At 69.1% G+C, this 24,572-nt stretch carries 22 protein-coding genes; 15 read left to right on the top strand and 7 right to left on the bottom strand.

Annotated features, from left to right (window positions below):
- Positions 1-28: 28 nt before the first annotated feature.
- Complete coding sequence (locus tag ACIBO2_RS12705; RefSeq protein WP_358544589.1) at positions 29-484, bottom strand: hypothetical protein; 456 nt, start codon at positions 482-484, stop codon at positions 29-31.
- A gap of 307 nt (positions 485-791) precedes the next feature.
- On the opposite strand from ACIBO2_RS12705, the gene ACIBO2_RS12700 reads away from it, so the two are divergent.
- Together ACIBO2_RS12700 and ACIBO2_RS12695 are read left to right on the top strand one after the other, a co-directional pair.
- Positions 792-1,055: a hypothetical protein gene (locus tag ACIBO2_RS12700; protein ID WP_358544590.1), complete on the top strand. Its 264-nt coding sequence runs from the start codon at positions 792-794 to the stop codon at positions 1,053-1,055.
- Positions 1,052-1,438, top strand: a complete 387-nt coding sequence (locus tag ACIBO2_RS12695; RefSeq protein ID WP_358544592.1) for a hypothetical protein — start codon at positions 1,052-1,054, stop codon at positions 1,436-1,438. The genes ACIBO2_RS12700 and ACIBO2_RS12695 overlap by 4 nt, the downstream gene beginning before the upstream one ends.
- A 110-nt stretch (positions 1,439-1,548) precedes the next feature.
- Here the strand turns inward: ACIBO2_RS12695 and ACIBO2_RS12690 are convergent, their stop codons facing one another.
- Together ACIBO2_RS12690 and ACIBO2_RS12685 are read right to left on the bottom strand one after the other, a co-directional pair.
- Complete coding sequence (locus ACIBO2_RS12690; RefSeq protein ID WP_358544593.1) at positions 1,549-1,845, bottom strand: hypothetical protein; 297 nt, start codon at positions 1,843-1,845, stop codon at positions 1,549-1,551.
- An 85-nt stretch (positions 1,846-1,930) separates the two neighbouring features.
- Positions 1,931-2,248, bottom strand: a complete 318-nt coding sequence (locus ACIBO2_RS12685; protein WP_358544595.1) for a hypothetical protein — start codon at positions 2,246-2,248, stop codon at positions 1,931-1,933.
- Positions 2,249-2,274: 26 nt separating this feature from the next.
- Here ACIBO2_RS12685 and ACIBO2_RS12680 point away from each other — a divergent pair, with 26 nt between their 5' ends.
- Positions 2,275-4,359 carry an ATP-binding protein gene (locus ACIBO2_RS12680; RefSeq protein WP_397296974.1) on the top strand — a complete coding sequence of 695 codons (2,085 nt, stop codon included), beginning with the start codon at positions 2,275-2,277 and terminating at the stop codon, positions 4,357-4,359.
- Here ACIBO2_RS12680 and ACIBO2_RS12675 read toward each other — a convergent pair.
- Positions 4,299-4,541, bottom strand: a complete 243-nt coding sequence (locus ACIBO2_RS12675; RefSeq protein WP_358544598.1) for a 2TM domain-containing protein — start codon at positions 4,539-4,541, stop codon at positions 4,299-4,301. The genes ACIBO2_RS12680 and ACIBO2_RS12675 overlap by 61 nt on opposite strands.
- Positions 4,542-4,688: 147 nt before the next feature.
- On the opposite strand from ACIBO2_RS12675, the gene ACIBO2_RS12670 reads away from it, so the two are divergent.
- From ACIBO2_RS12670 to ACIBO2_RS12615, 12 genes are all read left to right on the top strand, one after another.
- A complete protein-coding gene (locus ACIBO2_RS12670; RefSeq protein ID WP_397296971.1) occupies positions 4,689-5,474 on the top strand; it encodes an alpha/beta fold hydrolase in 786 nt (261 codons plus the stop codon).
- An 82-nt stretch (positions 5,475-5,556) separates the two neighbouring features.
- On the top strand, positions 5,557-7,179 hold the full coding sequence (locus tag ACIBO2_RS12665) for an FAD-dependent oxidoreductase (protein ID WP_358544602.1): 1,623 nt from the start codon (positions 5,557-5,559) through the stop codon (positions 7,177-7,179).
- A gap of 77 nt (positions 7,180-7,256) precedes the next feature.
- On the top strand, positions 7,257-7,763 hold the full coding sequence (locus ACIBO2_RS12660; RefSeq protein ID WP_358544604.1) for a monooxygenase family protein: 507 nt from the start codon (positions 7,257-7,259) through the stop codon (positions 7,761-7,763).
- Between the two features lie 264 nt (positions 7,764-8,027).
- Positions 8,028-9,614: a flavin monoamine oxidase family protein gene (locus ACIBO2_RS12655; RefSeq protein WP_358544606.1), complete on the top strand. Its 1,587-nt coding sequence runs from the start codon at positions 8,028-8,030 to the stop codon at positions 9,612-9,614.
- 14 nt (positions 9,615-9,628) lie between these two features.
- Positions 9,629-10,258 carry a Rid family hydrolase gene (locus ACIBO2_RS12650; RefSeq protein ID WP_358544608.1) on the top strand — a complete coding sequence of 210 codons (630 nt, stop codon included), beginning with the start codon at positions 9,629-9,631 and terminating at the stop codon, positions 10,256-10,258.
- 329 nt (positions 10,259-10,587) lie between these two features.
- Positions 10,588-11,583, top strand: coding sequence for a LacI family DNA-binding transcriptional regulator (locus ACIBO2_RS12645; RefSeq protein ID WP_357953826.1), 996 nt, complete (start codon positions 10,588-10,590; stop codon positions 11,581-11,583).
- Positions 11,584-12,112: 529 nt separating this feature from the next.
- Entirely contained in the window at positions 12,113-13,279 is a 1,167-nt protein-coding gene (locus tag ACIBO2_RS12640) for a hypothetical protein (protein ID WP_358544610.1), read from the top strand.
- Between the two features lie 23 nt (positions 13,280-13,302).
- On the top strand, positions 13,303-14,553 hold the full coding sequence (locus tag ACIBO2_RS12635; RefSeq protein ID WP_358544612.1) for an extracellular solute-binding protein: 1,251 nt from the start codon (positions 13,303-13,305) through the stop codon (positions 14,551-14,553).
- Positions 14,554-14,590: 37 nt separating this feature from the next.
- Positions 14,591-15,652: a sugar ABC transporter permease gene (locus ACIBO2_RS12630; RefSeq protein ID WP_358544614.1), complete on the top strand. Its 1,062-nt coding sequence runs from the start codon at positions 14,591-14,593 to the stop codon at positions 15,650-15,652.
- A complete protein-coding gene (locus ACIBO2_RS12625) occupies positions 15,642-16,490 on the top strand; it encodes a carbohydrate ABC transporter permease (protein WP_358544616.1) in 849 nt (282 codons plus the stop codon). Before ACIBO2_RS12630 ends, ACIBO2_RS12625 begins: the two co-directional genes overlap by 11 nt.
- On the top strand, positions 16,487-18,268 hold the full coding sequence (locus ACIBO2_RS12620) for an alpha-galactosidase (RefSeq protein ID WP_397296963.1): 1,782 nt from the start codon (positions 16,487-16,489) through the stop codon (positions 18,266-18,268). Before ACIBO2_RS12625 ends, ACIBO2_RS12620 begins: the two co-directional genes overlap by 4 nt.
- 66 nt (positions 18,269-18,334) lie before the next feature.
- Positions 18,335-20,053, top strand: a complete 1,719-nt coding sequence (locus ACIBO2_RS12615; protein ID WP_397296960.1) for a right-handed parallel beta-helix repeat-containing protein — start codon at positions 18,335-18,337, stop codon at positions 20,051-20,053.
- Here ACIBO2_RS12615 and ACIBO2_RS12610 read toward each other — a convergent pair.
- The 3 genes from ACIBO2_RS12610 to ACIBO2_RS12600 are packed head-to-tail and all read right to left on the bottom strand — an operon-like array spanning position 20,037 to position 24,515.
- A complete protein-coding gene (locus tag ACIBO2_RS12610; protein WP_397296957.1) occupies positions 20,037-21,782 on the bottom strand; it encodes a DUF6493 family protein in 1,746 nt (581 codons plus the stop codon). The two genes, ACIBO2_RS12615 and ACIBO2_RS12610, sit on opposite strands and share 17 nt — an antisense overlap.
- Complete coding sequence (locus ACIBO2_RS12605; protein WP_397296955.1) at positions 21,763-23,190, bottom strand: hypothetical protein; 1,428 nt, start codon at positions 23,188-23,190, stop codon at positions 21,763-21,765. Before ACIBO2_RS12605 ends, ACIBO2_RS12610 begins: the two co-directional genes overlap by 20 nt.
- A complete protein-coding gene (locus ACIBO2_RS12600; protein ID WP_397296952.1) occupies positions 23,187-24,515 on the bottom strand; it encodes an SWIM zinc finger family protein in 1,329 nt (442 codons plus the stop codon). Before ACIBO2_RS12600 ends, ACIBO2_RS12605 begins: the two co-directional genes overlap by 4 nt.
- Positions 24,516-24,572: the final 57 nt, after the last annotated feature.

The raw sequence follows: 24,572 nt of genomic DNA, 5'->3' as shown, positions 1-24,572 counted from the left end.
CGTGACGGACGCCCGCTCGGGCGCCGGATCAAGACCTGCCTGCTTGAGGGTCTCCCACGCTGTGGACGGTGTCACCTTGATGCCGAGTGTGGCGAGCTCTCCGTGGTCCCGCCGGTAACCCCAGCCGGGGTTCTCCCGCGGCGGGAACCGGATCGATCCGCGCGGTGACGACGAACCTGCCCGGTGGCCACTCGATCCGCAACGTGCCGCCGGCGCTCTCCACGCGCTCGCGCAGGCGCGCGAGCCCGCGCAGCGGAGAGCCGGCAGCGTCGATCACACCGTCGTTGGACACCTCCACCGCGCCTGGCGACGCCGTGATCGTGACGATCGTGGGGCGCACATGGCGAAGCAGATTGGTCGTGGCTTCGCGCAGCACGTGCGCCAGCAGAGGATGCGCAGACGTGCCGGTTCCGTCATCGAGCCGCGCCTCGACGGTGATGCCTGCGGCCTCGCACAGTCGCTTGGCATTCTCGAGCTCGGCCACCAGGTTCAGCTCGTAGCGCGCGTACGCCAGCGCCCGCGTCTCGGTGATGGTCTCGTCGGCGAGCCGAGCTCCGCCTCAGCTCGGTCTGCGTCCCTGGAGGAGGACGGCACTGGCGAGCTGGTGCGCTGGCTGGTGAATACTCCGCCGCTTTTCGCGCTCACGATCCTCGGGGTCAACCTCTTCCGGCTCAGCGCGCTGACCATCGTGCTTCCGTCACTCATCGTGCCCTTCGCGGGGCTCGTGTTCTCCGGCTACTGGTCGGTCGAGACCGGCATCACGCTCGTTCCGGCATCCCCCCCAGGGGCGGGTGGCACTCATCCCCCACTCGCTGACCCTCGTCGTCGAGTTCCAGGCGTACGTGCTTCTTCTGCTTGGCGCGTACCTCCTGGGCCGGCACTGGTTGTTCCCCCGCACCATCGGCGCGCAGAACCAATGCCAGGGCTATGTCCGAGGCCTGCAGCGGATCGGCCTGCTGGCGCTGCCGGCACTCGCGCTGCTCATCGTCGGCGCGGTGTGGGAGGCGTACTCACTGAGGTACTTCGTGCACCCGCTCAGTCAACTGCTGCTGTGATCCCACCGGCAGGCCGGGTGCTCACAGGCCGCCCGCGCACGCCGGTGGCCCTTATCTCGGCGGCGGTTGGGCCGGTGCCGGCGGCGGACGGGACCTACCAATTCACCGACGCCCCGCCGTCCATCGGGGCGTTCAAGTATCAGGTGTACTGGCCGGGCAACTCATGGTTCCGGGGTAGCGGCTCCTCGGTGACCGTCACGGTGGCCTTGTATGAGCCGACGCTCACCGTGGCCGGACCGACGACGGGCAACGTCGGCGAGCGACTCGAATTCAGCGGCACCTTCGGCGCCGACGGCATCACCTTCCCGCGGACGATCATCACCGTCTCGCGCAAGGTCGTCAGCCCGGATGGCACCGCCACCTCGAAGCACCTAGTGAGTTGATCCCCGCCGCCGACGGGTCGTTCAGCTTCTCCGAGATCGCCAAGGCGGCCATGGGAGTCCGCCTGAGCGCTGGCGCGCCACGACCATCCTCATGGGAGCGCCCATCAGCCTCAGCGGCGCGTGCGGTTCAGCATGACCAGCCCGGCGATGAACGACCCGAGCAGGGCCGGTGACAGGACCGCGAGGGCACCCCACGCGAAGAGGCCGAGATAGCCGAGCGCGGACGAACCGTACGTCGGGTCGGCGTCAGCGGCCGCGAACAGCCCCAGGCCGAGAACGACACCGGCCACCGTGAGCGCGATCGGCGTCCACAGGAGCACGTGGGCCCACACACGATACGTCCGACTGTAGACACGCCGGGCCGACGGCACGTTCGGCTGCGGGGGATAGCCGACGGATTCCCTCATGCCGCATTTGTATCAGCCCGCGTGGCCCCGCTCGTGTTTCTTGGCCACCGGTCACCCGCACCGGCGTCGGCGAGTGCGGTACTTGCTAGGCGAAGGGCTCCACGTCGCGCTCCGACCAGGACCGGCGGCGGCTGCGCTGCCACGCCTGGTAAGCCGGCATCGCCTCCGCCTGCTCCCGGTACGCCGCGGCGAGCACGTCACGGATACCTGGTACGTGCTCGGCGACCGGCGAGCCCGCCGACCACAGGAGCCGCTCCCGTACCCACATCGGGTCGCCGGCCAGTGGCCTGACCACCACGTTCTCGCGCTCGGCTGTGATCGCCCTGCACAGGGACACTCCGTGCCCCTGGCTGATCAGGGAGAACACCAGGCTGGCGTCGGTGCGCTGGATGCGCCGCGGCACGAACCCCGCGCGGCGGCCTGCCCGTGTTGGCGCGCGAGAAGTGGCTGGCCAGTGAACTCGGGCGCCTCCTTGAGTCTCGAGACGATGACGCCGCGCCACCGGTTTCCGGCGGCCGCGCCCAGTTCCGCCTGTACGAGCAGGTCGTCACCTTTATCGGCCAGGCCTCAGCGGAACGGCCGATGCTGCTCGTCATGGACGATCTTCAATGGATCGATGCCACCTCGCTCCAGTTGTTCAGCCATCTGGCGGCCCGGTTACCCACCGGCACCACGATCATCTGCGCCCTTCGCGACCGCGCACCCACGCCCGGCCCCGACCTTTCGCGGGTGCTGGCCGCCGCCAGCCGGCTGCCCAGCCACCGCAGGATCCAACTCGGCCCGCTCAGCCTGACCGACGTGGCCGAACTCATCCGCCGCGAGACCGGCCACGAACCCGGCGCGGACATCGCCCGTAACATCCACGTTCGCACGGCCGGCAATCCCTTCTTCGTCCGCGAACTCTCGCGGCTCCTCAGCGACCGCGGCGCGCTCAGCGACGGCGACGCATCGGTCCGGTCCGGGGTGCCGTCGACCGTACGAGACGTCGTCCGCGATCGGCTGGCGAGTCTCGACGACGGCGCTCGCCACCTGCTGCGCGTCGCCGCGCTGATCGGCCGCGACGTCGACCTCGGTCTCCTCGCCCGCGCCGCCGGTGTCGACGTCGCTGACTGCCTCGAACGCCTCGAACCGCCGCGCGCGCTCGGCCTGCTCGAAACGGCGCCGGAGAACCCGTTCTCATGGCGCTTCGCGCACGACCTGGTTCGCGAATCGATCACGGAGACAACGGAGCAACTGCGGGCCGTCCGGCTGCACCTACGTGTCGCGGACGCGCTCGAAGAAAGCCAGGCGGAGGACGAGTCCATCACCGAACGCCTCGCCTTCCACCTGTCGGCCGCCGGCCCCCTCGCCGACCCGGTTCGTACCGTGGAGGCGCTGAAGCGCGCCGGTCGTCGAGCGGCGACCAAGCTCGCGTTCGCCGCCGCTGATCGGCACCTGGAATCGGCCGCCCAGATCGCGCGGACCGCCAAGCTCCCGGAACTTGAGCTCTCCGCCCTCTCGCTGCTCGCCATCGCCCCGCGCCGGCAGGCCGGGTTCGGCGGCACGACGTTCGATCTGCTGGAGCGTGCGGAACACCTGGCCCGCCAACTCGGCCGCGAGGTGGACGCCGCCGGCCTGCTCTTCGCTCGCCTGTTCGGGGCCTACACCTTCCTGGAGTGGGACCGCATGCGGCTGGTCCGCAGGCTGTACGAGCAAGGGGAGGCGTCCGCCGATCCGGTCATCCGTGTGTACGGCCGGCAAGCCTGGGGCCTGCACCAGTGGGACATCGGCGACATCGGCGCGGCGTACCGATGCTTCAGTGAGAACAACCCCGCCCTACTCGACGGGGTCGTCTCCGCGCACAGCGAGACCCCGATCCGGCGTGACGTCTCAGGTGAGTGGCCCGGCTGGCGTGCCGTCGTGACGGCACTGCACGGTGACGTCGGGACGGCGGAGACCATCATCGACAAGTGGAACGGCCCCGACGACTCGTACGCGGTCGCGACCTGGGCCTACTACACCACGATCATCGCGTCGATAGCCGGTGACGCGGGCTGGGTGATGCGCGCCATCGAGCGCTGGATGGCCGTGGGCACCGGCCGCGCGGCCATCCAGCAGGAGCACTACATACGGCTGAACTGGTACTGGGCCCGTGCCCTCACCGGCGATGACCCGGCCGCCATCGCGGCGGAGGCCGACCAGCTCCTGACCGGGACGTTGGTCGACCCGCCGCGGTGGGGCGTCGCCTACCATCACGCACTGATCGCCGAGATGTGGCTGGCCGCGGGGATGCCGGACGAGGCGGGCATCGCCCTCGACCGAGCGGACCAGGCCCTCGACGCCTACGGTCAACGCTACGCCGAAGGACTTGTCCTGCTGCTGCGGGCGCGCCTGCTGCACGCCCGTGGCGAACCCGCGGACGTCGTACGAGCCGCTGCGGAAAAGGCCCGCGACCGGTCCCATGAACGCGGGTCTCACCTGTTCGCCCGCCGTGCCGAGAAGTTCCTTGCGGCATTCGGCCGGGGCGGCGAGTAGACGCTCCAGATGTGAAAGCCCAGCCCGATGCCCCAAAAGGCCATCGACCACACAGGCCAGAAGTGGCTTTTCGCGTCGTAGCGAAACCACACCACGACCTGGGTCAGATTGGACAGGACATAAAGAGCCAGGTGGATCCGTAGACCCCATTTCCTGGCCGTCTCGCTCTTCTGTGTGTTCATGCCCGCAGGCTAGATCGACGTACTTGCCAAAGACTGAGGCGTACTTCCCGAAGACTGACTTACTGGGTTCAGCGATCGTCAACTATTCGAGATCTACTCTGACCAGCGATCGAGGTGCCAATCGCAAGCCTTTGAAAGGACCACGCTATGACGACGACCCGCCGAGCGGTGCTGGCCGGATCCGCCGCGGTCGCGACCGGTGCCCTGCTGGGAACGTCCAAGGCGCAGGCGGAAGCCAAGCCCAAACCCACTGTGGTGCTCGTGCACGGCGCGTTCGCCGATTCCTCCGGCTGGAACGAGGTCAGCGCCAGGCTCATCCGCGAGAACTATCCGGTGATCGCCCCGGCGAACCCGCTGCGCGGCGTGGCGGCCGACTCCGCCTACCTGGCCTCCCTTCTCGCCACGCTCAGCGGCCCGATCGTCCTGGCCGCGCACTCTTATGGCGGAATCGTCATCACGAACGCCGCGACTGGTAACCCGAACGTGAAAGCGCTGGTCTACGTGGCCGCGTTCGCCCCTGACCAGGGTGAATCGCTGCTGGATCTGCAGAACAAGTATCCGGGGAGCAAGCTCAATGAGGCTGCGCTGGACTTTCGTCCTTATGGTGATGGGCTCGTCGAGGGATACATCAAGAAGGAGGTATTCCACGGCGTCTTCGCCGGGGACGTGCCGAGGGCGACCACTGACCTGATGCAGGCCGGCCAGCGGCCCGCTGACACGCGCACGCTCGGAGAGCCGTCCGGCACCTCGGCGTGGAAGACCATTCCCTCCTATTACCTGATCGCCAGGAACGATCAAGTGCTCCCCGTCGCGGCCCAGCGGTTCATGGCGCGGCGGGCCGGGTCACGGGTCCACGAGGTCGGCGCCTCGCACGTCGCGATGATCTCGCAGCCCTCCATGGCCGCCGACCTCATCAAAAGCGCCGCGCGCTGACGTCTCAAGGGGTCGAGCCGACGGCCGGTCCCAGTGATTTGGCGCGTCCTACTGTTCCGGCCCGGTACGACGGAGGAACCACATGAACGAGGGTGCGGCGCGGCGCGGGCCGGTCCTGAACGACGAGCAGTTCCGCCGGCTCGCCGCGTACGGGGAGGTGGAACACGCCGAAGCCGGTCGCGATCTGTACGTGTCCGGCGACGACTCCTACGACTTCTTCCTGCTCCTGACGGCGACCGTGGACATTGTCCGGGACGCGACGGCGATCGAGCCGGAACGTCTGATCTTCCACGGTGGCCCCGGCGACTTTCTCGGCGAGCTCAACCTGCTGACCGGTCAGCACGTCTACCTGACCGCTCGGGTGGTGTCCGCCGGGACAGTCGTGCGAATCGGGGCGGCGAAGCTGCGCCGTGCCCTCGCTGAACAGGATGACATCGCCGACCTCGTACTGGCGGCGTTCCGGGAACGGCGCGAGGTCATCCGCTCGGCCGCCGGCGAGGTCCTGGAGATCGTCGGTCAGCCGGAAACCGCGGCGACTTTGGAACTGCGCACCTACGTGACGCAGATGCTCCTGCCCCACACCTGGCGCAGCGCGACCTCCCACCCAGGACGCTCGCTGATGACAGCGGCCGGGCTCACGGCAGACGATCTTCCGGCGGCGATCGTCGGTGGTTCGGTGCTGCGGCGCGCGACGTCGAGAACGGTCGCGGAGCTGCTCGGCCTCATCTACCGGGCCGACGCGTATCCGGTCGATCTCGTCGTGGTGGGCGCCGGCCCGGCGGGGCTGGCGGCCGCCGTGTACGGGGCGTCCGAAGGTCTCGTCACCGTGCTGCTGGATCGAAGTGGGCTCGGCGGCCAGGCCGCCAAGAGCGCCCGGATCGAGAACTACCTGGGCTTTCCGCACGGTGTCAGTGGTGCGAACCTGACCCGCCTGGCGATGATTCAGGCACTCAAGTTCGGCGTACGGATCCACTCGCCGTGCGCGGTGACAGGCCTCGATCTCTCCGACGATCGACGGCCGACCGTCCTGCTGGAGGACGGCGTACGCATTCCGTGCCGCGCGGTGATCGCGGCAACCGGAGCCCATTACCGCCGTCTCGACATTCCCCAGTGGGCGACGTTCGAGAAGTCCGGCTGCATCCGGTACGCGGCGACCGAGCTGGACGTCCGCGAGTACGAGCACCAGCCGGTGGCCGTCATCGGGGGCGCCAACTCGGCCGGGCAGGCAGCCCTGTCCCTTGCCGCTCACGGCGCGACGGTGGACTTGATCGTTCGCGGCGGCGAGCTCGAGGCCGGGATGTCTTCCTACCTGACCCACCGAGTCCGTGCCCATCCGCGGATCCGGACCCACACTCGTAGCACGGTCCGCGAACTGGCCGGAGATGACACCCTCACGTCGATTGTCGTCGAGAGGCCGGGCGAGCGGCCGAAACGACTGGCTTGTCACGCATTGTTCTGCTTCATCGGAGCCGACCCCGTGTCAGGCTGGCTGTCCGGCGTCGCCAAGGCCGACGACGGCTTCGTCCTCACCGACAGTCGGCTGCCCACCGGCTCGTCCGGCCCGCGCCTTCCGTTCCAGACGAGCGCTCCCCGGGTCTTCGCGGTCGGCGACCTCCGCTCGGGCTCGACGAAACGAGTAGCCACGGCAGTCGGCGACGGCGCGAGCGCGGTCTCCTCCGTACACGTGGCGCTCACCGGCGACTGACATGTCCATCGACCGTCCTGACCTCCATGGAACCGACGACCAGCCCATGCGCAACCTGCGCCCTTAAGGAGCATCAAATGCCAACCCGCGTGAACCGGCAGACCGTCGATCTGTCCGCCTATCCAGACCTCCTCGTCCTTTACCTCGGCATGCGAGTGAATCGCCTGTACGGGATCCGGACCTTCTTCAGCTTCGGCCGGAAGATCAGCGGCTCGGTCGCGGGCAAGCCGGACGGGCTGCTGCTGCACGAGCCCGTGTACTACTCGTTCTTCCCGATGAACATGGGGATGCGCCAGTACTGGCGGGACCTGCCGTCGCTGCTCGCCTTCGCCCGCTCCGAGCCGCATCGGGAGTGGTGGCTGGACTTCCTGCGGGACTCGGGCGGCACCGGTTTCTGGCACGAGACGTACTCGGTCAGGGGTGGCATGGAGGCCGTCTACGACGACGTTCCCAAGCCGCTCGGGTTTGGCCGGTTCGCCGGAATCCGGCGCGCTCGTGGACCCATGTTCGGTTCCGCGGCCCGGTTGGGGCGCTCCGATGACAGCAGACCGGTCCTGAGCGAGACGGAACTCTACGAGTCCTAGCCGGCTCGAACTACACCAGCGCCTGCTGAGCCCGCACCGCGGTGCTTGTTCCTTGCGCGCGCCGCTGGGCCTCACTTCGATAGGCCGCTGACGTTGGCGGCCTGAGCGAGCGTACGGTCCGATGGCTCGCCCACAAGCCACCCGGAAACCTCACATTCATCTACAAACACGATGATGAGCTTGAAACCCGCAAACAACACAATGTCGGACGATCAGCAACAAAACCTCCCAAGACTCGCCTCCAGCAAATCTTGGAGGTATGTGTTGGGGTACAGCAGACGCGATTTCCTGTCCGCCGTCGGTGTTTCCGGCGGTGCGGGCGCGCTCTTCGCGACCATGGGCGCGCTCGGGCTCGCGCCGACCGCGGAGGCGTCCGCGAAGGAAACTTTCGACCCGCCGCAGCAGTCTGACTTCTCCCTCACCGGGCGGTCGGCGAAGAAGGTGGTGATCCTCGGCGCGGGGATAGCCGGTCTTGCCACGGCGTACGAGCTGGGCAAGGCGGGCTACGACTGCACGATCCTGGAGGCGCTCGACCGGGTGGGCGGCCGGAACTGGACCATCCGCGGCGGTGACCGCGTGACCGAGCTGGACGGCTCCACGCAGGTCGCGAAGTTCAGTGACGGCGTCTATCTCAACGCGGGACCGGCCCGGCTGGCGCAGTGGATGGTCACCATGGACTACTGCCGCGAGCTCGGCGTGGACCTGGAGGTCTTCACCAACTCCAACGCCCAGGCGTACATCTACCACCAGAACATGCGGGCCCCCGTCCGTTGGCGTACCGCCAAGGCCGACGTGTACGGGTACGTCTCGGAGCTGCTGTCGCGGGCGACCGACGCGGGGGCGCTGGACGCCGCGCTCACCGCGCAGGACAAAGAGCGGCTGATCGCCTTCCTGTCGAGCTTCGGAGGGGTGGGGAACAAGGCGAGCGGATTCAAGTACTCCGGAGGCGACCGCCGCGGCCACAGCGTGAACCCGGGCGCGGGTGAGCAGCCGGGCACGCTCCTTGAGCCGGTGCCGTCGCTGTCGGAGGTGCTGGCGAGTGGCGTCGGGCAGCGGTTCTCGTTCGAGTTCGGCTACGAGCAGGCGATGCTGATGTTCCAGCCAGTGGGCGGCATGGACGCGATCCCGCGGGCCTTCGCCGGCAAGATCGGGCGGCAGCGGATCCGGCTGCGCGCCGAAGTTACCAAGATCACCGATCTGCCGGATGGCGTGGAGGTGGAGTACCAGGACCGCCACGGTCGTACGCAGAAGATCAAAGCGGACCTTTGCGTCGCGGCGATGCCCCCGCACATCCTCGCCAAGACCGCGCACAATCTCGGCCCGGACGTCCAGGCCGCCCTCGCCACCCCGACCGTCACGAACGCGGGCAAGATCGGCCTGGAGTACCGCCGCCGCTGGTGGGAGACCGACGAGGATATCTACGGCGGCATCACCGCCACCGACCTCGACCTGGCCACGATCTGGTACCCCTCCTACGGGTACGGCGCCTCGCGCGGCATGGTCGTCGGCTACTACAACTTCGGCGCCCAGGCCGATGCGTACGCCGCGCTGAAGCACGCGGACCGCGAGCGCCGCGCGATCGAGCAGGGCGTGAAGATCCATGGCGCGAAGTATCGCGACGAGCTGGCCTCGTCGGTGTCCATCGCCTGGAAACTCCAGCCGCACATCGAGGGCGCCTGGGTGGGCTGGCCGTCCCGGCAGGGCGCGTACCAGCTCCTCAACAGACCGGCCGGCCACGTGCACTTCGCGGGGGACTGGCTGAGCTACATGATCGCCTGGCAGGCGGGAGCCCTGGAGTCCGCCCGCAAGGTGGTCACCGAGCTGCACCAGCGCGCCTTGAGCACCTCCTGAGAGGACACCTCCGCATGAAGATCCGCACCATCGCCCTCTCCGCGGCCGTCGTCCTCGTCCTCGGCACCGGTACGGCCGCCGCCAACCCCACCTGGTCGCCCCGGCCGCAGGAGGTCAAGCCCTTCCTCCCGGCCGGTACCACCAACCCCGCGATCGCCGACGGCGTGGCGCTCGGCAAGCAGGTGGCCTCCTACACCGCCAGCGGCCTGGGCCCGGCGGCGGCCAACACCGGGGCTCCCGCCGACTCTCCCGAGCGCTACGTCGACTTCCCCGGCGCTACTTTGCCCCCTGGCGTCACCATCACCGAGGCCCAGGCACTCAACGTGCTCAAGCGCATCAAGGCCAACCTCTCCGCCGCTGGGCTGGGTCTGGCCGACGTCGTCTCCATGCGCGCTTACCTGGAGAAGCCTCCCGGAGCCGAGTCGGCCGACTTCGCCGGCTGGAACCGCGCCTACCGCCAGTTCTTCGCCAACACGGACCTGGCCACCGGCCAGCCCGTACCCGTCCCTCTCGGCACCGCGCCCCCCGCCCTGCCCATGGAGGTCAACCCGGCCCGCCCGGCCCGCGTGACGATCGAGATCGCCAACCTCCCGGTCGCGGGCTGGCTCGTCGAAGTGGAGGTCGTCGCCGCATACAAGCACTGACTTCAAGCACTGACTTCAAGCCCTGACCGCCGCACAGGGCTGCGGGCGTGTCCGGCTGATGGATCCGATCCAGCAGCCGGACACGGATGCTGCCCGGCGAGAACCGCACCGGACCCTCGGGGCGGCCTTCGCCGTGCTCCGCGCGTGCTCGTACGCTCCGGAACGCACCGTCAGGATCTGGCACGATATGACATCGACGCCGGTGTGATGAGGGCCGAATCATCGCTTCCAGGATCGACTCCATCGCCGCGATGTGACTGAACTGCCCGCGCGGCAGGTCTGGCCGTATAGTGACATCACGCGTCGTCCGTATCGATCAAAAGGGAGCTATGGCCAAGGTCGGAATCAGTGACGTCGCCGCTCGTGCCGGGGTCAGCGAAGCGACCGTCAGCCGTGTGCTCAACCGTCGGGGTGTGGTCGCCGCCGGCACGCGTCGTGTCGTGGAGGACGCGATCCGCGAGCTGGGATATGACCGCGGCGGACAGAGTCAGCTCGTCATCGTCCTGACTCCGGGCCTCGCCCAGCCCTTCTTCGGGCGGCTCTGCGAGCTGATCGAGTCGGCGTTGGCGCCCCAGGGGTTCAAGGCCGTCGTGTGCTCCACGACGGTGGGCGGGTTGCAGGAGATCGACTTCATCACCTCCACCATGGATCTGGGCATCGCGGGCGCGGTCTTCGCCTCGGCGAGCAACACCCTGATCGGCGTGGACCCGGCGCCATACCGGCTGCTGCAGGAACGCCAGATCCCGTTCGTCTCGATGAACGGCGCGATCGAGGGCCTCCCGGCCCCCAGCTTCTCCACGAATGACAAAGTGGCGGCGGCGCTGGCCGTCGAGCACCTGTGGAACCTCGGCCACCGCGACATCGGCATGATCGTCGGCCCGGTGGGCAACCGGCCCAGCGAGCGGCGCCTCGACGGTTTCGTCGAGGCGATGAGCTCACGTGGCGTGGATGACCCGCGGCGACTCGTCGCGCGCCAGGTCTACAGCGTCGAGGGCGGAATGTCGGCCGCCGAGACCCTGCTCGACCAGGGTGCGACCGCGATCGTCGCCGCGAGCGACTACATGGCCCTGGGTGCGATTCGTACGGCGGGGCGCCGCGGTCTGTCCGTGCCGGGCGACGTGTCCGTCGTCGGCTACGACGACTCCCAGATCATGGGATTCGTCGATCCGCCCCTGACGACGGTCCGGCAGCCGATCGAGCGGATCGCGCAGGCGATCTCCGCCACCATGGTGCATCTGGTCAACAGGCGGCCGGTGCCGGCGGGGGAGCTGATGTTCGACCCCGAGCTGATCATTCGCGGCTCGACGGCCGCCCCACGCGCATAGCTAGTCGCCGATCGATCGCGGCACAGCAGGCCGACCGCTGCCGCTCGCTGATCGCCTAATTCACCGGATTCGCCCCATTCGTCCGATGTCGCCAGCGTGACGGCATCGGCGATCGTACCTGATCGCGGGTTGTGTCCTCCGCCGACGGCTGCCCGGACAGCCGGTCATTGGAGGCTGCCCGCCGCCACGGCAGGCTACGTGACTCCTGCCGAGCCCACGGTGGACTGTCGCCCGCGACGCGGGCTCCCTGAGCGCGTGGCCGTCCTGTAACGCACTGCGTTGCCCTACTGTTGACGTGTTTATGACGTGTATGTAACACTCGCTTTTCATGACGAGGCAGTCACCACCTGCGGCGCTTGCCGCGCAGTCCGGTCAAAACCACCCGCCATGGCACCTTCGAGTTGATTCGAGCATGCACGATCTTGTCGAATCTTTCATTTGGGCGTCACGTCGTTCGCGTGAGTGGGTTCAGACCGGACGGGACCCGAGATATCTCCCGAGTTACTGGGCCGGTTTGACGGACCGGCCGATGTTCTATTCGAGGGACCTCGCCCACCAAATGCTCGGCGCGCATCTGCTGGGACTGGACGCGGAGAACCTTTCGATGCTCCGGCATTTCGCCGGATCGGCGAACGACGCCCGCGGCTGGTATCCGTTGTGGGCGTTCGACTTCGACGGCACGCCGGCCGCCATCGACTACCACTCGGATGACGACTTCGTACGAGAGGTCCCGGCGCCATTCGAACTCGTCGAGAAGGCGGTCGAGCAATATCGCTGGACGGCGGACGACCGATTCCTGCTCACTCCGGAGATCGCGGCGTTCGTACGCAGCACGATGACGTCGTTCGTCGACGCCCATGATCCCCTCGGGACAGGTGTGGCGGGTGAAGGCGGCAGCGGGGACATCTTCCGCGGAACGGCGACCTACAACGAGGGGGAGCGGCCACCGCACCTCCTGGTCGCCGCCGACGGGATCGCCAGCCAATGGGCGGCCCACCTGGCACTCGGCTCCGTCACCTTCGACGAAGAGTTCGCCGTGTGGAATCGTGCGCGGGCCGAGCAGCTGGCCGAGCACTTCTCGACATCGTGGTGGTTGCCCGGCGACCAGCACTACACCGCGGGCTTCACCGCCGACGGACCGACCGGCGGGTTCCGGCTGGAGAGCACCTGGTTCCCCGCGCTCAAGGGGATCATGCGCGACGACCAGCGTTCGAGCGCGCATCTCGACTTCCTGCGATCCGGCCTCGCGGCAACGCCGCCGACCAATATTGAGGCATTCACGTACCTTCCGGAGGCGTTCTTCCGTTACGGGTGGGACGACGAGGCGTTGCGCTGGATGCGCTACCTCGCGGACTCCAGGGCGGACTATCCGGAGGTCCCCTTCACGCACGTCGCCCACGTCGCGGTCGGCCTGACCGGGTTGGAGCCGGGCGCCCGCGAGGGCGTCGTCCACACCCGCTCGCATCTGCCGGCCGGGGAGTGGATCGAGGTCGGAGATGTTCCGGTCGGTGGTTCCGTTGTCGGGCTGCGGCACGAGGCCAGGGAAGCCACCGAGTTCGAGGTGACCGGCGGACCAGGCGTGACCTGGACCTCCGTCTGGGACGACGGGCACGTCACCACGGTCGACGTGCCGAACGGTTCGCGCGTACGCGCAGCTGCCGACGGCAGCGTCGTCGTGCTTCGCGGGCAGCGATAGATCACTGATAAAGGAGACCCCCCTTGCACCGAAAGGCACTCGCTGCCGTCACCGCCGCCTCGTTCCTCGCGCTCGCCGCTTGTAGCAGTGAGACCAGTGGTGGAGGAGGCTCGGCCGGGACCACCACGATCAGTTACGCCTTCTGGGGGACCACCGACGAGGCCGCCACGATGAAGGCGATGATCGCGGCGTTCGAGAAGGCCAACCCGACGATCAAGGTCGAGCCCAACTGGATCCAGAGCGACTACGAGCAGAAGCTCCAGACGTCGATCGCCGGCGGCGACGCCCCGACCGTGGCGGAGATCTCCGACACCTCGCTGCCGAGCTTCGCCAACGCCTTCAAGCAGGTTGAGGTCGACAAGAGCGTCTACTACTCGCCGGCCGTCCAGAGGGCGGGGACGTTCGGCGGGGCCGACTACGCGGTGCCCTTCGTCGCGAAGAGCAAGGTCTTGGCCCTCGGCAAGGACGCCTTCGACAAGGCCGGCGTCGCCGTCCCGTCCGGCGCGACGCCGATGACGACCGCGGACTTCGTCTCCGCGGCCAAGAAGCTGACGTCGGGATCGGGCGCGAAGAAGGTCTATGGCTCCGCGCCCCTCTGGTACGACGGCTGGCTGATCGCGGAGGGCGGCTCGTACTACAGCGCGGACGGCAAGCAGTGCACAATGGGCAACCCCGACGGGATCCGCGCCGCCCAGACCGTGGTGAACGCCGTGAAGACCGACGGCTTCGCGCCCAGCCAGGCCGACGCCCAGGGGCAGGACATGTTCCAGTGGCTCGCCGACGGCAAGGTCGCGATGCTGCCCGACTTCGGCCCGTGGAACATCGCCAAGATCGCCGCGTTGGACTCCTCGAAGTTCCTCATCGTGCCGTTGCCCGGCAAGGGCGAGCCCATGGAGGTCGACAGCCTGGGCATCGCGAAGGACGCGAGCGATGCGGAGACCGCCGCGGCGAAGACCTTCACGAAGTTCATGAGCTCGACCCCCGACGCGCAGAACCTCCTGGCGACGACGGAGTCCGCGCTCGGCATCCCCGTCATCCAGGGATCGCTCGACGCCTTCAAATCCATCGCCCCGAAGGTGAACCTGCAGGCCTTCATCGACGCCGTCAAGAACGCGGTCACCACGCCCGCCGTCAAGGACAAGGTGCGGATCGAAAGAGCCTTCTCAGATGACCTGAACTCACGCACCGCGATCGGCTCCGGCACCGAGGATCCGGCCGTCGTACTGCCGCAGCTTCAGGCCGAATGCCAGAAGTTGCTGGACGCGGCGCAGTGACGGTCACCGAGCGGATGGCGTAAAGGGGGATCGCGGCATGTCAGGCATCATGGATGGGCTTGCGGGATTCCTCGAACGGCTGCGCGTCGCCGAGGGGCTCAGGCCCATCCTCTCCCTGGTCATCATCTTGGCCATCGTGTTCGGCCTCATCGGTGCCGGTCTGTGGGGTGCCCTCCGGGCGCGCTGGATCTCGCGGAACACCGCCGCGTTCTGGCTCTTCGTCTCTCCGTGGATCGTCGGCTTCGTGATCTTCACGGGTGGGCCGATGGTGTACTCCCTGATCTTGTCGTTCATGGACTGGGACCTGATCGATCCGGCGAAGTTCACCGGGCTCGCCAACTACGAGGAAGCGCTCTCGGACCCCGCGCTCGGTCAGGCGATCAAGGTCACCTTGACGTACGCCGTCGTGAGCGTTCCCCTGCAGACGTTGCTCTCCCTGGGCGTCGCGCTCCTGATGAACGTACGGGTCCGCGGGGTCAACGTGTTCCGGACCATCTGGTACCTGCCTTCGCTCGTGACGGGAGTGGCCCAGGCGGTGCTGTTCATCTGGGTCTTCCACCCCAGTTACGGCCTCGTCAACGGGGTGCTCCGCCTGTTCGGCGTCGATGGACCCAAGTGGCTCTTCGACGCCGACTGGGCCCTGTCCGCGGTGATTCTCATGAGCCTCTGGACGGTCGGCGGGAACATGATCATCTATCTCGCCGGCCTGCAAGATGTGCCGAAGAGCCTCTATGAGGCGGCCTCGATCGACGGCGCCGGGCGCTGGCATTCCTTGTGGCACATCACGCTTCCCCAGGTGAGCCCCGTCATCTTCTTCAACGTGGTCACGGGTCTCATCGGTGCGATGCAGACCTTCACCCAGGGCTACGTGGTCACGCACAACGGGGGCGGCCCGTCCGACTCGCTGCTTTTCTACGTCCTGTACCTGTACCAGAACGCGTTCTCCTTCTTCCAGATGGGATACGCGTCCGCCCTGGCCTGGATCCTGTTCGCCATGATCATGGTGCTCACGGCGCTGGTGTTCCGGGGGAGCGCTTTCTGGGTCTACTACGAATCGCAACGGCCGAGGGAGCGGAGACGGCGTGTCCATGTCAGCTAGTGCGGAGGGGGTGCGACCCCGGCCGCTCGGGCCCAGGGTCTTCGCGGTCACCCTGCTCGTGGTCGGGTCCGTCGTGTTCGTCTACCCCTTCCTCTGGATGATCGCGACCGCGCTGCGGACGCAGGCGGGCGTGTCGCAGGGCGGGGTGTCGCTCTGGCCCATCCAGTGGCAGTGGTCCAACTTCTCCGACGGTCTCGGGTCGTTTCCCTTCTGGACCTACCTGCGCAACTCGGTGCTGAGCACGCTCGTCCCGGTCGTCGCGGTGGTCTTCTCGTCCTCGCTCATCGGGTTCGCGTTCGCGCGGATCCGGGTCCGGGGCTCCGGGGTGCTGTTCGCGATCGTGCTGTCGACGATGTTGCTTCCCGGAGAGGTGACGATCGTCCCGCAGTTCATTCTTTTCAAGAATCTCGACATGATCGACACGCTGTGGCCGATCATCATCCCGACCTTTTTCGGCTCCTCGTTCTTCATCTTCCTCTACCGGCAGTTCTATCTGCGATTGCCGGACGCGCTGACGGATGCCGCCCTCATCGACGGCGCGGGCTGGTTCCGCATCTGGTTCTCGATTTACCTGCCGCTTTCCCGGCCCATCGTCATCGCGACCGCGGTGTTGCAGTTCATGTCCTACTGGAACAACTTCTTCCAGGCCGCGATCTACCTTTCGACGGAGCGGTGGAAGACGCTGCCGCTCGCCCTGGCGGGTTTCCAGTCCGTACACGGCACGAACACGCCACTGCTGATGGCCACCACCCTGGTGGTCACCTTTCCCTGCGTTCTTCTTTTCTTCTTCGCGCAGCGTCACATCATCGGCGGAATATCATTCACGGGGATCAAATGACGGAAATCGAAACGCCTGCCACGGGTGCCTCCTGGCTACCGGGGTGGACCCACTCGGAGCCTGAGGAGCCTGTCCCGCTGGGCGCCGATCACTCCGGTGCGGGGCTCCTGCTGCGGGCGACGCGGCCGGGTGACGTGCGCGAACTGCGGGGCGGAGTCTTCGAGGTCGTGTTCAGCACGCTGGGGGAGCCGCTCAGTCTTACCGTGACGATCCCCGCGACCGACGCGAGCGCGTGGTGGCGCCCGGGCAGCACCGAGCCGCACGCGACGATCCCGCCGTCGTGGGGGGCGCCGGTCGACGCGACCGCCCTGCGGGGCCTTCCGCTCGGGGCCCTGCTCGGCTCGCGCGACGTCACCCGTCTGGTGTACGCGGTCGACACCGGGCATAGCGCGACACAGGTGCTGGCCGGTCTGGTGGAGGAGACCGCCGACTTCGTGATCAAGATCGCCGTCGGTGGCTCTGGTACGACGGGCGACGTGCGGCTTCTCCTGGACGTGTCCGGCGGTACCTTCGCGCGAGCCGTTCCCCAGGCGGGGCGCTGGCTCCAGGGGGAGGAAGGCCATCGCGTGGCGCCGGGGGCCGAGGACCCGGTCCTGTGCACCTGGTATTTCGCGCACCAGCACGTCACGGCCGCCACCGTACTCGCGCAGGCCGATCGCGCGGCCGCGATGGGGTTCGGCACCGTGATCATCGATGACGGCTGGCAGACGAACTCGCACGGCCGGGGATACGGATCGTGCGGCGACTGGGAAGTCACGGAGGACAAGTTCCCCGATGCGGCCGGCCTGGTCGAAGCGTTGCGCGCCCGAGGGCTGCGCACCATGTGGTGGATCGGCACACCGTTCCTGGGCTATCGGGCCAAGGCCCGCGACCTGGGGCTTTCCACGCTGCGCGACAAACCCGAACTGGAGGCGGAGGTCCTCGACCCGCGAGACCCTTTCACCCGCGCCTACCTGGTCGGGCGGATGGAGGAGATCATCGCGCGGACGGGTGCCGACGGCCTGAAGCTCGACTTCCTGGAGGAGTTCCAGGACCAGGGGGCGCCGGGGTCCGTGGCCGCGGCCGTCGACACCGTGTCCGAGATCGTCGACAGGCTACGAGGACTCGGAGCCGAGCCGTTGATCGAGTTCCGGGAGCCGTACATTCATCGAGAGCCCGCCAAGTACGCCTCGATGATCCGCGTCGGCGACTGCCCGCTGAACGCGGTCCAGAACCGCGTCGGCATCTTCGACCTGCGCCTGAGCCGGCCCGGCATGCCGATCCACAGCGACCCGATCATGTGGGCCGAGGGCGACAGCCCGGAGCGGGTCGCCCATCATCTGATCAACTCACTGCTGGGCGTACCGCAGGTCTCCGTGGACCTGACGTTGCTTCCCGATGGCCAGTCCGAGGCGCTCACGTTCTGGATCGGTGTCTGGCGCGAGCACCGCGACCTGCTGCTGCACGGCCGGCTGGTGCCCGAGCGCCCCGAACTGATGTACCCGGTGGCCCGCGTTCACGACGGCGGCCGGCACTTCGTCGTGAGGTACGCGCCGCACGCCATCCGGATTCCGGCCGACGACTGGACAGAACTGCTGGTCGCGAACGCCGACGACAGCTCCCCGATCCTGCTGAACGAGGGGGACGAGGTCAGCGCCCGCCTGGAGATCTGGGACGCCAGGGGGCGGCGGGTCGTCGACGGGGACATCGTTCTGGCCGCCGGGCCCCACGCGCTGGCCATTCCCTCCGGCGGGCTCGCCCGGTTGCGCCGGGCCCTTTCCTCGATGCCCTCGACATGACGGAGGCGACCCGCGGGCCGCACGCACGGCTTGTGCTCGATTTCGCGGGCGAGGGGGTCTAGCTCGGTGCCGGCGACGCTGGACGTCACCGACTTCGGGGCGGCTCCCGGCAGCCGCTCCGATGCCGCGCCCGCGGTCGCGGCGGCCCTCCGCGCCGCCGGCGCCGTGGCGGGGCCGCTGGTCCTCCGATTCCCGCCGGGTGACTATCACTTCTGGCCGGACGGCGCTCAACGTCGCGAGCTGTACGTCTCCAACACAGTCGGGGACGATCCGCGGTACCGCGAGAAGAGGATCGCCATACTCGTCGAGGCGATGGACGATCTCGTCATCTCGGGGAAGGGCGCCCGCATCCTGCTTCATGGGCTCCAGACGACCTTCGCCGTCATCGACTCGCGGCGGGTGCGCGTCGAGGGACTCGAGTTCGATTTCGCGGTGCCAACGGTCGTCGACGCCACGGTCGTGGACGCCGGCGTCGAGGCGGGGCGGGCGTACCGGGTGATCCGGGTGCCCGAGGTCACGCTGTTCTCCGTCGAAGGACGCTCGATCCGCTGGCACGGTGAGTCCCTCGGCGCGGGGGCCGTCGCCTGGGAGGGGCGTGACGCGCTCGAGTACACGCAGATCCATGATCCGTCCGGCCACAGCACGCGGCGCGGCCCGAACCCGCTCTTCGACGACGTCCGGTCGATCAAGGCGGTGGGGGACCGCGAGATCCGGATTGACTACAACTCTGGCGAGGAACCGGCCGACCTCGGCGTCGTCTATGAGATGCGCCTGACGACACGTGATCATCCCGGCGCGCTCGTGCTCGACAGCTCCGGCGTGCGGTTGTCCGGGCTGCGTTTCCGGTTCCTGCACGGCTTCGGCGTCGTGGCACAGGCGAGCCGTGGCGTCACGATCGAGGGCTGCGAGTTCCGAAGCCCACCGCGCAGCGGGCGGCACACGGCGGGTTTCGCCGACTTCGTGCAGTTTTCCGGATGCTCGGGAGTCGCGGCCGTTCGCGACTGCCTCTTTGACGGGCCGCACGACGACCCGATCAATGTGCACGGCACCTACCTCCGCGTCGCCGATCAGCCTGATCGCCGCACGCTGGCGCTCGAGTACGCGCATCCGGAGACGGCCGGGCTCCCGCAGTTCTCGCCCGGCGACCTGATCGAGATCGTCGAGCGGGCGACGCTCCAGCCGATCGCGACCGCGACAGTGGAGCGCGTACGGCAGCCGAGCGGGCGGGACCGAGCCCACCCGCTCAGGGTCATCGTCCTGACCGTCGCCTCCGAGCTGCCCGGCGACCTCACCGGGCGGGCCGCGGTGGAGAACGTGACCCGGACGCCGGCCGTACACATCGCCCGCAACGTCTTCCGGAACGTGCCCACGCGCGCCGTGCTCGTGACCACGCGGCGTCCGGTGATCATCGAGGACAACCGGTTCGAACGCCCGGGAATGGCCGCGGTCTACGTCTCGGGCGACGCCGCCGAATGGTGGGAGTCCGGGCCGGTACGCGATCTGATCGTCCGCGGGAACGAGTTCGTCGAACCAGGTGGGCCGGCGATCTTCGTCGATCCGCGGACCGACTCCGCGTCCCCGGTCCACCGTGGCGTCGTCGTCGAAGGAAATCGTTTCGTGCTCCGTGACGTCCCGGCACTCGATGCCAAGAGCACCCAGGGCATTCGCTTCAGGGACAACAGCATCGTGCGCTCCGGGCCGGAGGCATGGGACGTCGTCCTCCGATCGTGCACGGACACGGACATCGACGAGCCGACGCTGAGGGTCATCACGTGGCTCCGGTGAGCTGGGCGTGCAGGCGCTTGCACTCGTGGACGAAGCGGATCGTCCGGCCGCTGCGCGCGTACTCGGCGACGACCGGGATCTCCCCGCGCGCGCCGGTCCAGCGGGCCACGTCGGCGGCGAAGGCGACGAGTTCGGCGTGGGTCACGGTGATGCGCTGCCCCTCGCCCGGCAGTATCCCGGGCAGCAGGGCGCGCAGGATGCGCCATACCTCGTGGTGGCCGCCGGCGTCGGCCAGCTCGGTCAGGGCCGCGATGGCGGGGCGGGTCTCCAGCCAGGTGCGACGCAGCACCAGCGCGAGCTGGCGGCCGATCGCCTCGGCGGGCAGCTCGCCCCTTGCGGCCAGGCTCAGGACCAGCGGGATCATGCTGGGCACGTTGTCGGCCAGGAGGAAGGCGAGGATCACCGCCGTGGACTCGCCCATCGGGCCCTGGGCGATCTCCAGGCCGGTGATCTCCGCCGGAGCCAGCCACATGCCCCAGTGGCCGCGCGGTATGAAGGGCAGGAAGTTGACGGCCACGACCTCGCGGTGCGAGGGCAGCATGGCGGGCCACGCCCTGAGCGAACCGCCCAACTCGTCGTGCGTCCAATCGAACGGCTGGCGCAGCAGCACCTCGTCGATCAGCCGATGGCCGGTCGGGGCCGTCACCCGCAACACCGGCTGCAGCCTGACCTCGGTGAAGTGTTCCGGTTCGCCGTCGCCGAACTCGACCATGGACGCGCCGACCATATGACGCCACACGTGACCGCACTCGGGATCGGCCATGCCGCCACCGGCGAGCCAGCGGGCGGCCGAGCGCGCCGCCTCCGAGTCGACCTTGGCGGCCCGGTCGGCCGCGGCCTGGTGGCCGCCTCGGGGCAACCGCAGCAGCGCCTGCGCCAGGTCGGCCGGGAGCGGCTCCACGCCGGCGGCGGCGCAGGTCTCCAGCCGGTCGACCAGTACGTCGGGGTCGAGGTGGCCGCTCAACCAGGTCGGCGTGGCCAGCAGCACCGGCGGCAGGGTGCCGTCGCGAAGGGCCTCGGCGAGTTCCGCGTAGCGGTGCAGCAGGAAATCGTGAAGCGGGGAGACATGATTGGGGTCGGGCAGGCGGTTGCGCCGCCGCCACTCGTCGTTCTCGGGCAGCGCCTCGGGCATGAAGGAACGCAGCCGGGGCGGGACGAAGACGACGGTCACCTGCACAAGCGGCTCGTTCGGGCCTGGCGGGGGTACCTGCTCTTCCGCCCGCATCGCCGCGATCCGGGCGGGGTCCACACCGAGTTCGGCCATGCGCTCGTAGACGTCGTCGAGGACGAAGGACGGCATGGCCTCTTCGGAGTCGTCGTACAAGACGCCGGGCCTCTTCCGCACGGGCCGGAGGTGATTAGGCGGTCCGTCGTCGGTGGAGGAGTCGTACAGGTGGATCCGGCCCTTGGCGAAGGGGATCTGCCGGTCGCCCTCGTGGGCGACCGGCCCGTCCGGGCCGTCGTCGCTGGTCCAGGTGATGGAGAAGGCGCGCAGCGGGGCATCGTCGTCGAGGTAGCGGCCAGGCTGCCAGGCGCCGCCCACCACGATCCGTCGGGGCGACGGCTCCGGCTCGGGCTCCTCGCCACGGGTGAGGGCGCGCACTCTCACGGAGTAGCTTGCGTCGTCCCAGAACTTCTTCGGCCCGATCGGCGGTAGCTCCGGCACGCTGCCGGGGGCCACGAGCTCGGCGGACAGCGCCGACTGCCAGTCATCGGGGTCGAGCCGCACCTTGCTGGACCGCCAGTGGCCCCGGTCCTGCTTGACGTGCGGCTTGAGCTTGCGGCGTAGTTCCGCCCGGTCGTCGGCGATCCCGGCGACGAAGGCCGCCAGCCAGCGCTCCTGGCCGATGCTCGTGGTAGTCGTGGTTGGGGAAGACCGACGGCTCGGGGAACCGTCGCGCCTCCGGCGGCTCGGGCAGCGGCGGGAACTCCTTCCGCTCCAGCACTTCCTCGACCGGGGTCTCCCCGCCGAACCGCTCGGCCAGCTTCGCGCCCAGGTCGGCGGGGAGGTGGCGGACGCCGTCGAGGATCGCCTCAGTGTGGTCGGCGAGCAGGCCGGCGTGTTTCAGGGTCAGCTCGGCCGCGCGGTTGCGCACGTCGAAGGACTTGTGCGCGTACGCCGTGGTCAGCGCGGTCACGAAGTCGGCGGCCGCCTCGGGCGTGGCCCGGATCGCCCGGTCGAGCCAGCGCAGACCGGTGGCGGCGAGCTTGGCCTCCTCCCGGAAGGTGAGCGCGTCGACCGCCTCGACCAGGTCGGCGTGGTCGATCGGCATCGCTCCGCGTACCTGCCCGGCGGCCAGCTCGGCGACCGTGCCCGGGGCCGACGGCAACAACCGCAGGTAGTCGCGCAGGCGGGGCGCGGACTCCGCTGGCGTGGGGTCGAGCAGCGTGTGCAGCCGGACGAAGAACCGCAAGTCCTGCGCCTCGCCGCCGCGCAGGAAGCGGCTCACGCAACCGTCGAGCAGCTGCTCCCTGGGCAGCTCGCGTACGGCGGCGGCCAGCCAGCGGGTCGGCCGGGGCTCCAGCCGCTCGTCACGGAGGACGCGGCCCGCGCCGTCGGCGTCGAAGACACGAGGCAGCAGTACGGGGGTCAGCGGGTCATCGGCCACGTTCGGCGCGGCCAGCCAGGCGGCCACCAGCGGGTCGTGCTCGGGTGGCACGGCGCCGGACTCGCGCAGCAGCGCCACGGCCAGCGGCGCGACGCGGTCGGCGGGACGGCGCACCCGCTGGGCCAGCCGGACCGCGACATCGCGGCGCCACTCCAAGGGGCGGGTGGCCGCCACCCGGCACACCTGGGCGACGTCGAGGTCCTCGGCCCAGCGGCGGTTGACGTCGCGGCTGGTCATCCACGTCACGGCGGCCGCCGGGCCGGTGATTACGCCGACACCGGTCAGCAGCAGCGCGCCGGCCAGTTCGTCGAGCAGTTCGCCGACCTCCCAGGAGACCTCCTCCTCGAAGTCGTCGGGATACTGGGCCCGCACCTGCTCGGTGCGGGCGCGGCGCAGCTCCTTGACGAGGCCGGGCAACCGCCCGCCCAGCTCGGCGCGCTCCTCCTCGGTGAGCGTGACCAGCCGGTCGGTCAGACGGGTGACCTGGTTGCGAGTGACCAGGTCGCAGATCTCCGTCCAGAGGGTCATCGGGAGACCTCCACGGCGGCGCGGGCGACGATCCGGGCGGCCAGCACGTGTTTGCACGGCCCGCGGGAGCCACGATGGTCCCACCACCACTCGCAGGTGCAGGAGCCGTCGGTCAGCGAGACCCGGCGCGCGCCGCCCGAGGTGTGGACGGTGGCCAGCTCGCCTTCGAGGCGTACGGCGCCCGCGTCGACGAGTTTGCGCGCCTTGGCCAGTCGTGGGTTGAGCAGGAGCACGTTGTCCTTGTCATAGGGCAGCTCACGGTGGAAGTGGGCGGCCTCCGACAGGTCGTAGCCGACCCGGCCGGCGACGCCGAGCTGCGTCAGCGCGGCCCGCACCCGGTCGGCGGGGATGCCCGCGCGGTCGGCCAGCAGGCCGATCTCGATCTCGGGCTCGAAGTTGAGCAGCATGCCCACCACGTCGGCGTCGTTCTCGGCCTCGTCGGTGGCCAGGTCGTCGAGCACCGCGCCCTCGCCGGAGAAACCCCGCCAGCGCTCGGGCGAGAGGGTGAGCGTGTAGCGCATGCCCGGCAGCTCCAGCTCCCAGGCGCTGGAGGCGCCCTCGGCCGGACCGTACACCCGGAGGGACTTCGCGAAGCGCAGCAGTGGCAGGAGGGTGGCGAGCCGGTTGGGGCCGGCGAGCTGGACCGCGCCCGGAACCTGACGGTCGGAGGCCTTCAGCTCACGCCCCGTCTGCGCCACCCATACCGTCTCTCTCTTGGGCAGCCCGCGCAGGAATCGTACCGCCGCCATGCCGGCCAGCTCACCGCGCTGGTCCATGCCCGAGGCGATGACCTGAACCTCGGCGAAGCCGCGTAACCAGCGCTCGGGCAGCGGCACCTTCTTCTCCACCACCGCGCCGTCCATCGTGGTCACGACCAGCTCGTCGAGCCCGACCCCCAGGTGCAGCGGGTCCCGCGCGCCGATGCGCGCCAGCGCCTCCCGGAGCGGCGCGTTCACGTCGACGTTGGTGGTGCCCCGGTCGAACACCTCACCGTCTAGCGCGCCGTTCAGCAGGTCAAGCCGGGCGTACACCCCGCCACAGGCCGAGAACGACTCGAACCGCAACCGGTCTCCGTTGCACGTCACCACCGGGTCGCGCACCCAGCCGGGCCGCGCCTGCGGCTGGTGATAGCGGGCCAGCGCCACGTCGGCGACGCCGAGCAGGGCCGCCGCGGCGGGGGCCGCCTGGGTCACCACGCCGCTGAAGAACCGCGGAGCCACGGCCGGGCCGGACAGGGCACGCCCGCCGGAGGTCGCCAATCCGAGACGACCGTCGACAAGGGAGGAGGGCGCGGCGTAGGTGTACGCCTGCGTCGTTGAGGTCATGGCCGGGACACTAGATCGCCCCACCGACAAACCGGCGTGCCGTGATTCGAAGAGTTC

The organism is Nonomuraea sp. NPDC050022, assembly GCF_044460705.1.
GTDB lineage: Bacteria > Actinomycetota > Actinomycetes > Streptosporangiales > Streptosporangiaceae > Nonomuraea.
The sequence above is the reverse complement of the archived record's forward strand: the minus strand, read 5'-3'. Positions and strand labels throughout refer to the sequence as shown.

Coding starts and splice junctions, on each gene's coding strand:
- ACIBO2_RS12690 (WP_358544593.1), bottom strand. CDS start 1,845: ATGAGGGAATCCGTCGGCTATCCCCCGCAGCCGAACGTGCCGTCGGCC.
- ACIBO2_RS12675 (WP_358544598.1), bottom strand. CDS start 4,541: ATGAACACACAGAAGAGCGAGACGGCCAGGAAATGGGGTCTACGGATC.
- ACIBO2_RS12670 (WP_397296971.1), top strand. CDS start 4,689: ATGACGACGACCCGCCGAGCGGTGCTGGCCGGATCCGCCGCGGTCGCG.
- ACIBO2_RS12665 (WP_358544602.1), top strand. CDS start 5,557: ATGAACGAGGGTGCGGCGCGGCGCGGGCCGGTCCTGAACGACGAGCAG.
- ACIBO2_RS12660 (WP_358544604.1), top strand. CDS start 7,257: ATGCCAACCCGCGTGAACCGGCAGACCGTCGATCTGTCCGCCTATCCA.
- ACIBO2_RS12650 (WP_358544608.1), top strand. CDS start 9,629: ATGAAGATCCGCACCATCGCCCTCTCCGCGGCCGTCGTCCTCGTCCTC.
- ACIBO2_RS12645 (WP_357953826.1), top strand. CDS start 10,588: ATGGCCAAGGTCGGAATCAGTGACGTCGCCGCTCGTGCCGGGGTCAGC.
- ACIBO2_RS12640 (WP_358544610.1), top strand. CDS start 12,113: ATGTTCTATTCGAGGGACCTCGCCCACCAAATGCTCGGCGCGCATCTG.
- ACIBO2_RS12630 (WP_358544614.1), top strand. CDS start 14,591: ATGTCAGGCATCATGGATGGGCTTGCGGGATTCCTCGAACGGCTGCGC.
- ACIBO2_RS12625 (WP_358544616.1), top strand. CDS start 15,642: ATGTCAGCTAGTGCGGAGGGGGTGCGACCCCGGCCGCTCGGGCCCAGG.
- ACIBO2_RS12620 (WP_397296963.1), top strand. CDS start 16,487: ATGACGGAAATCGAAACGCCTGCCACGGGTGCCTCCTGGCTACCGGGG.
- ACIBO2_RS12605 (WP_397296955.1), bottom strand. CDS start 23,190: ATGACCCTCTGGACGGAGATCTGCGACCTGGTCACTCGCAACCAGGTC.
- ACIBO2_RS12600 (WP_397296952.1), bottom strand. CDS start 24,515: ATGACCTCAACGACGCAGGCGTACACCTACGCCGCGCCCTCCTCCCTT.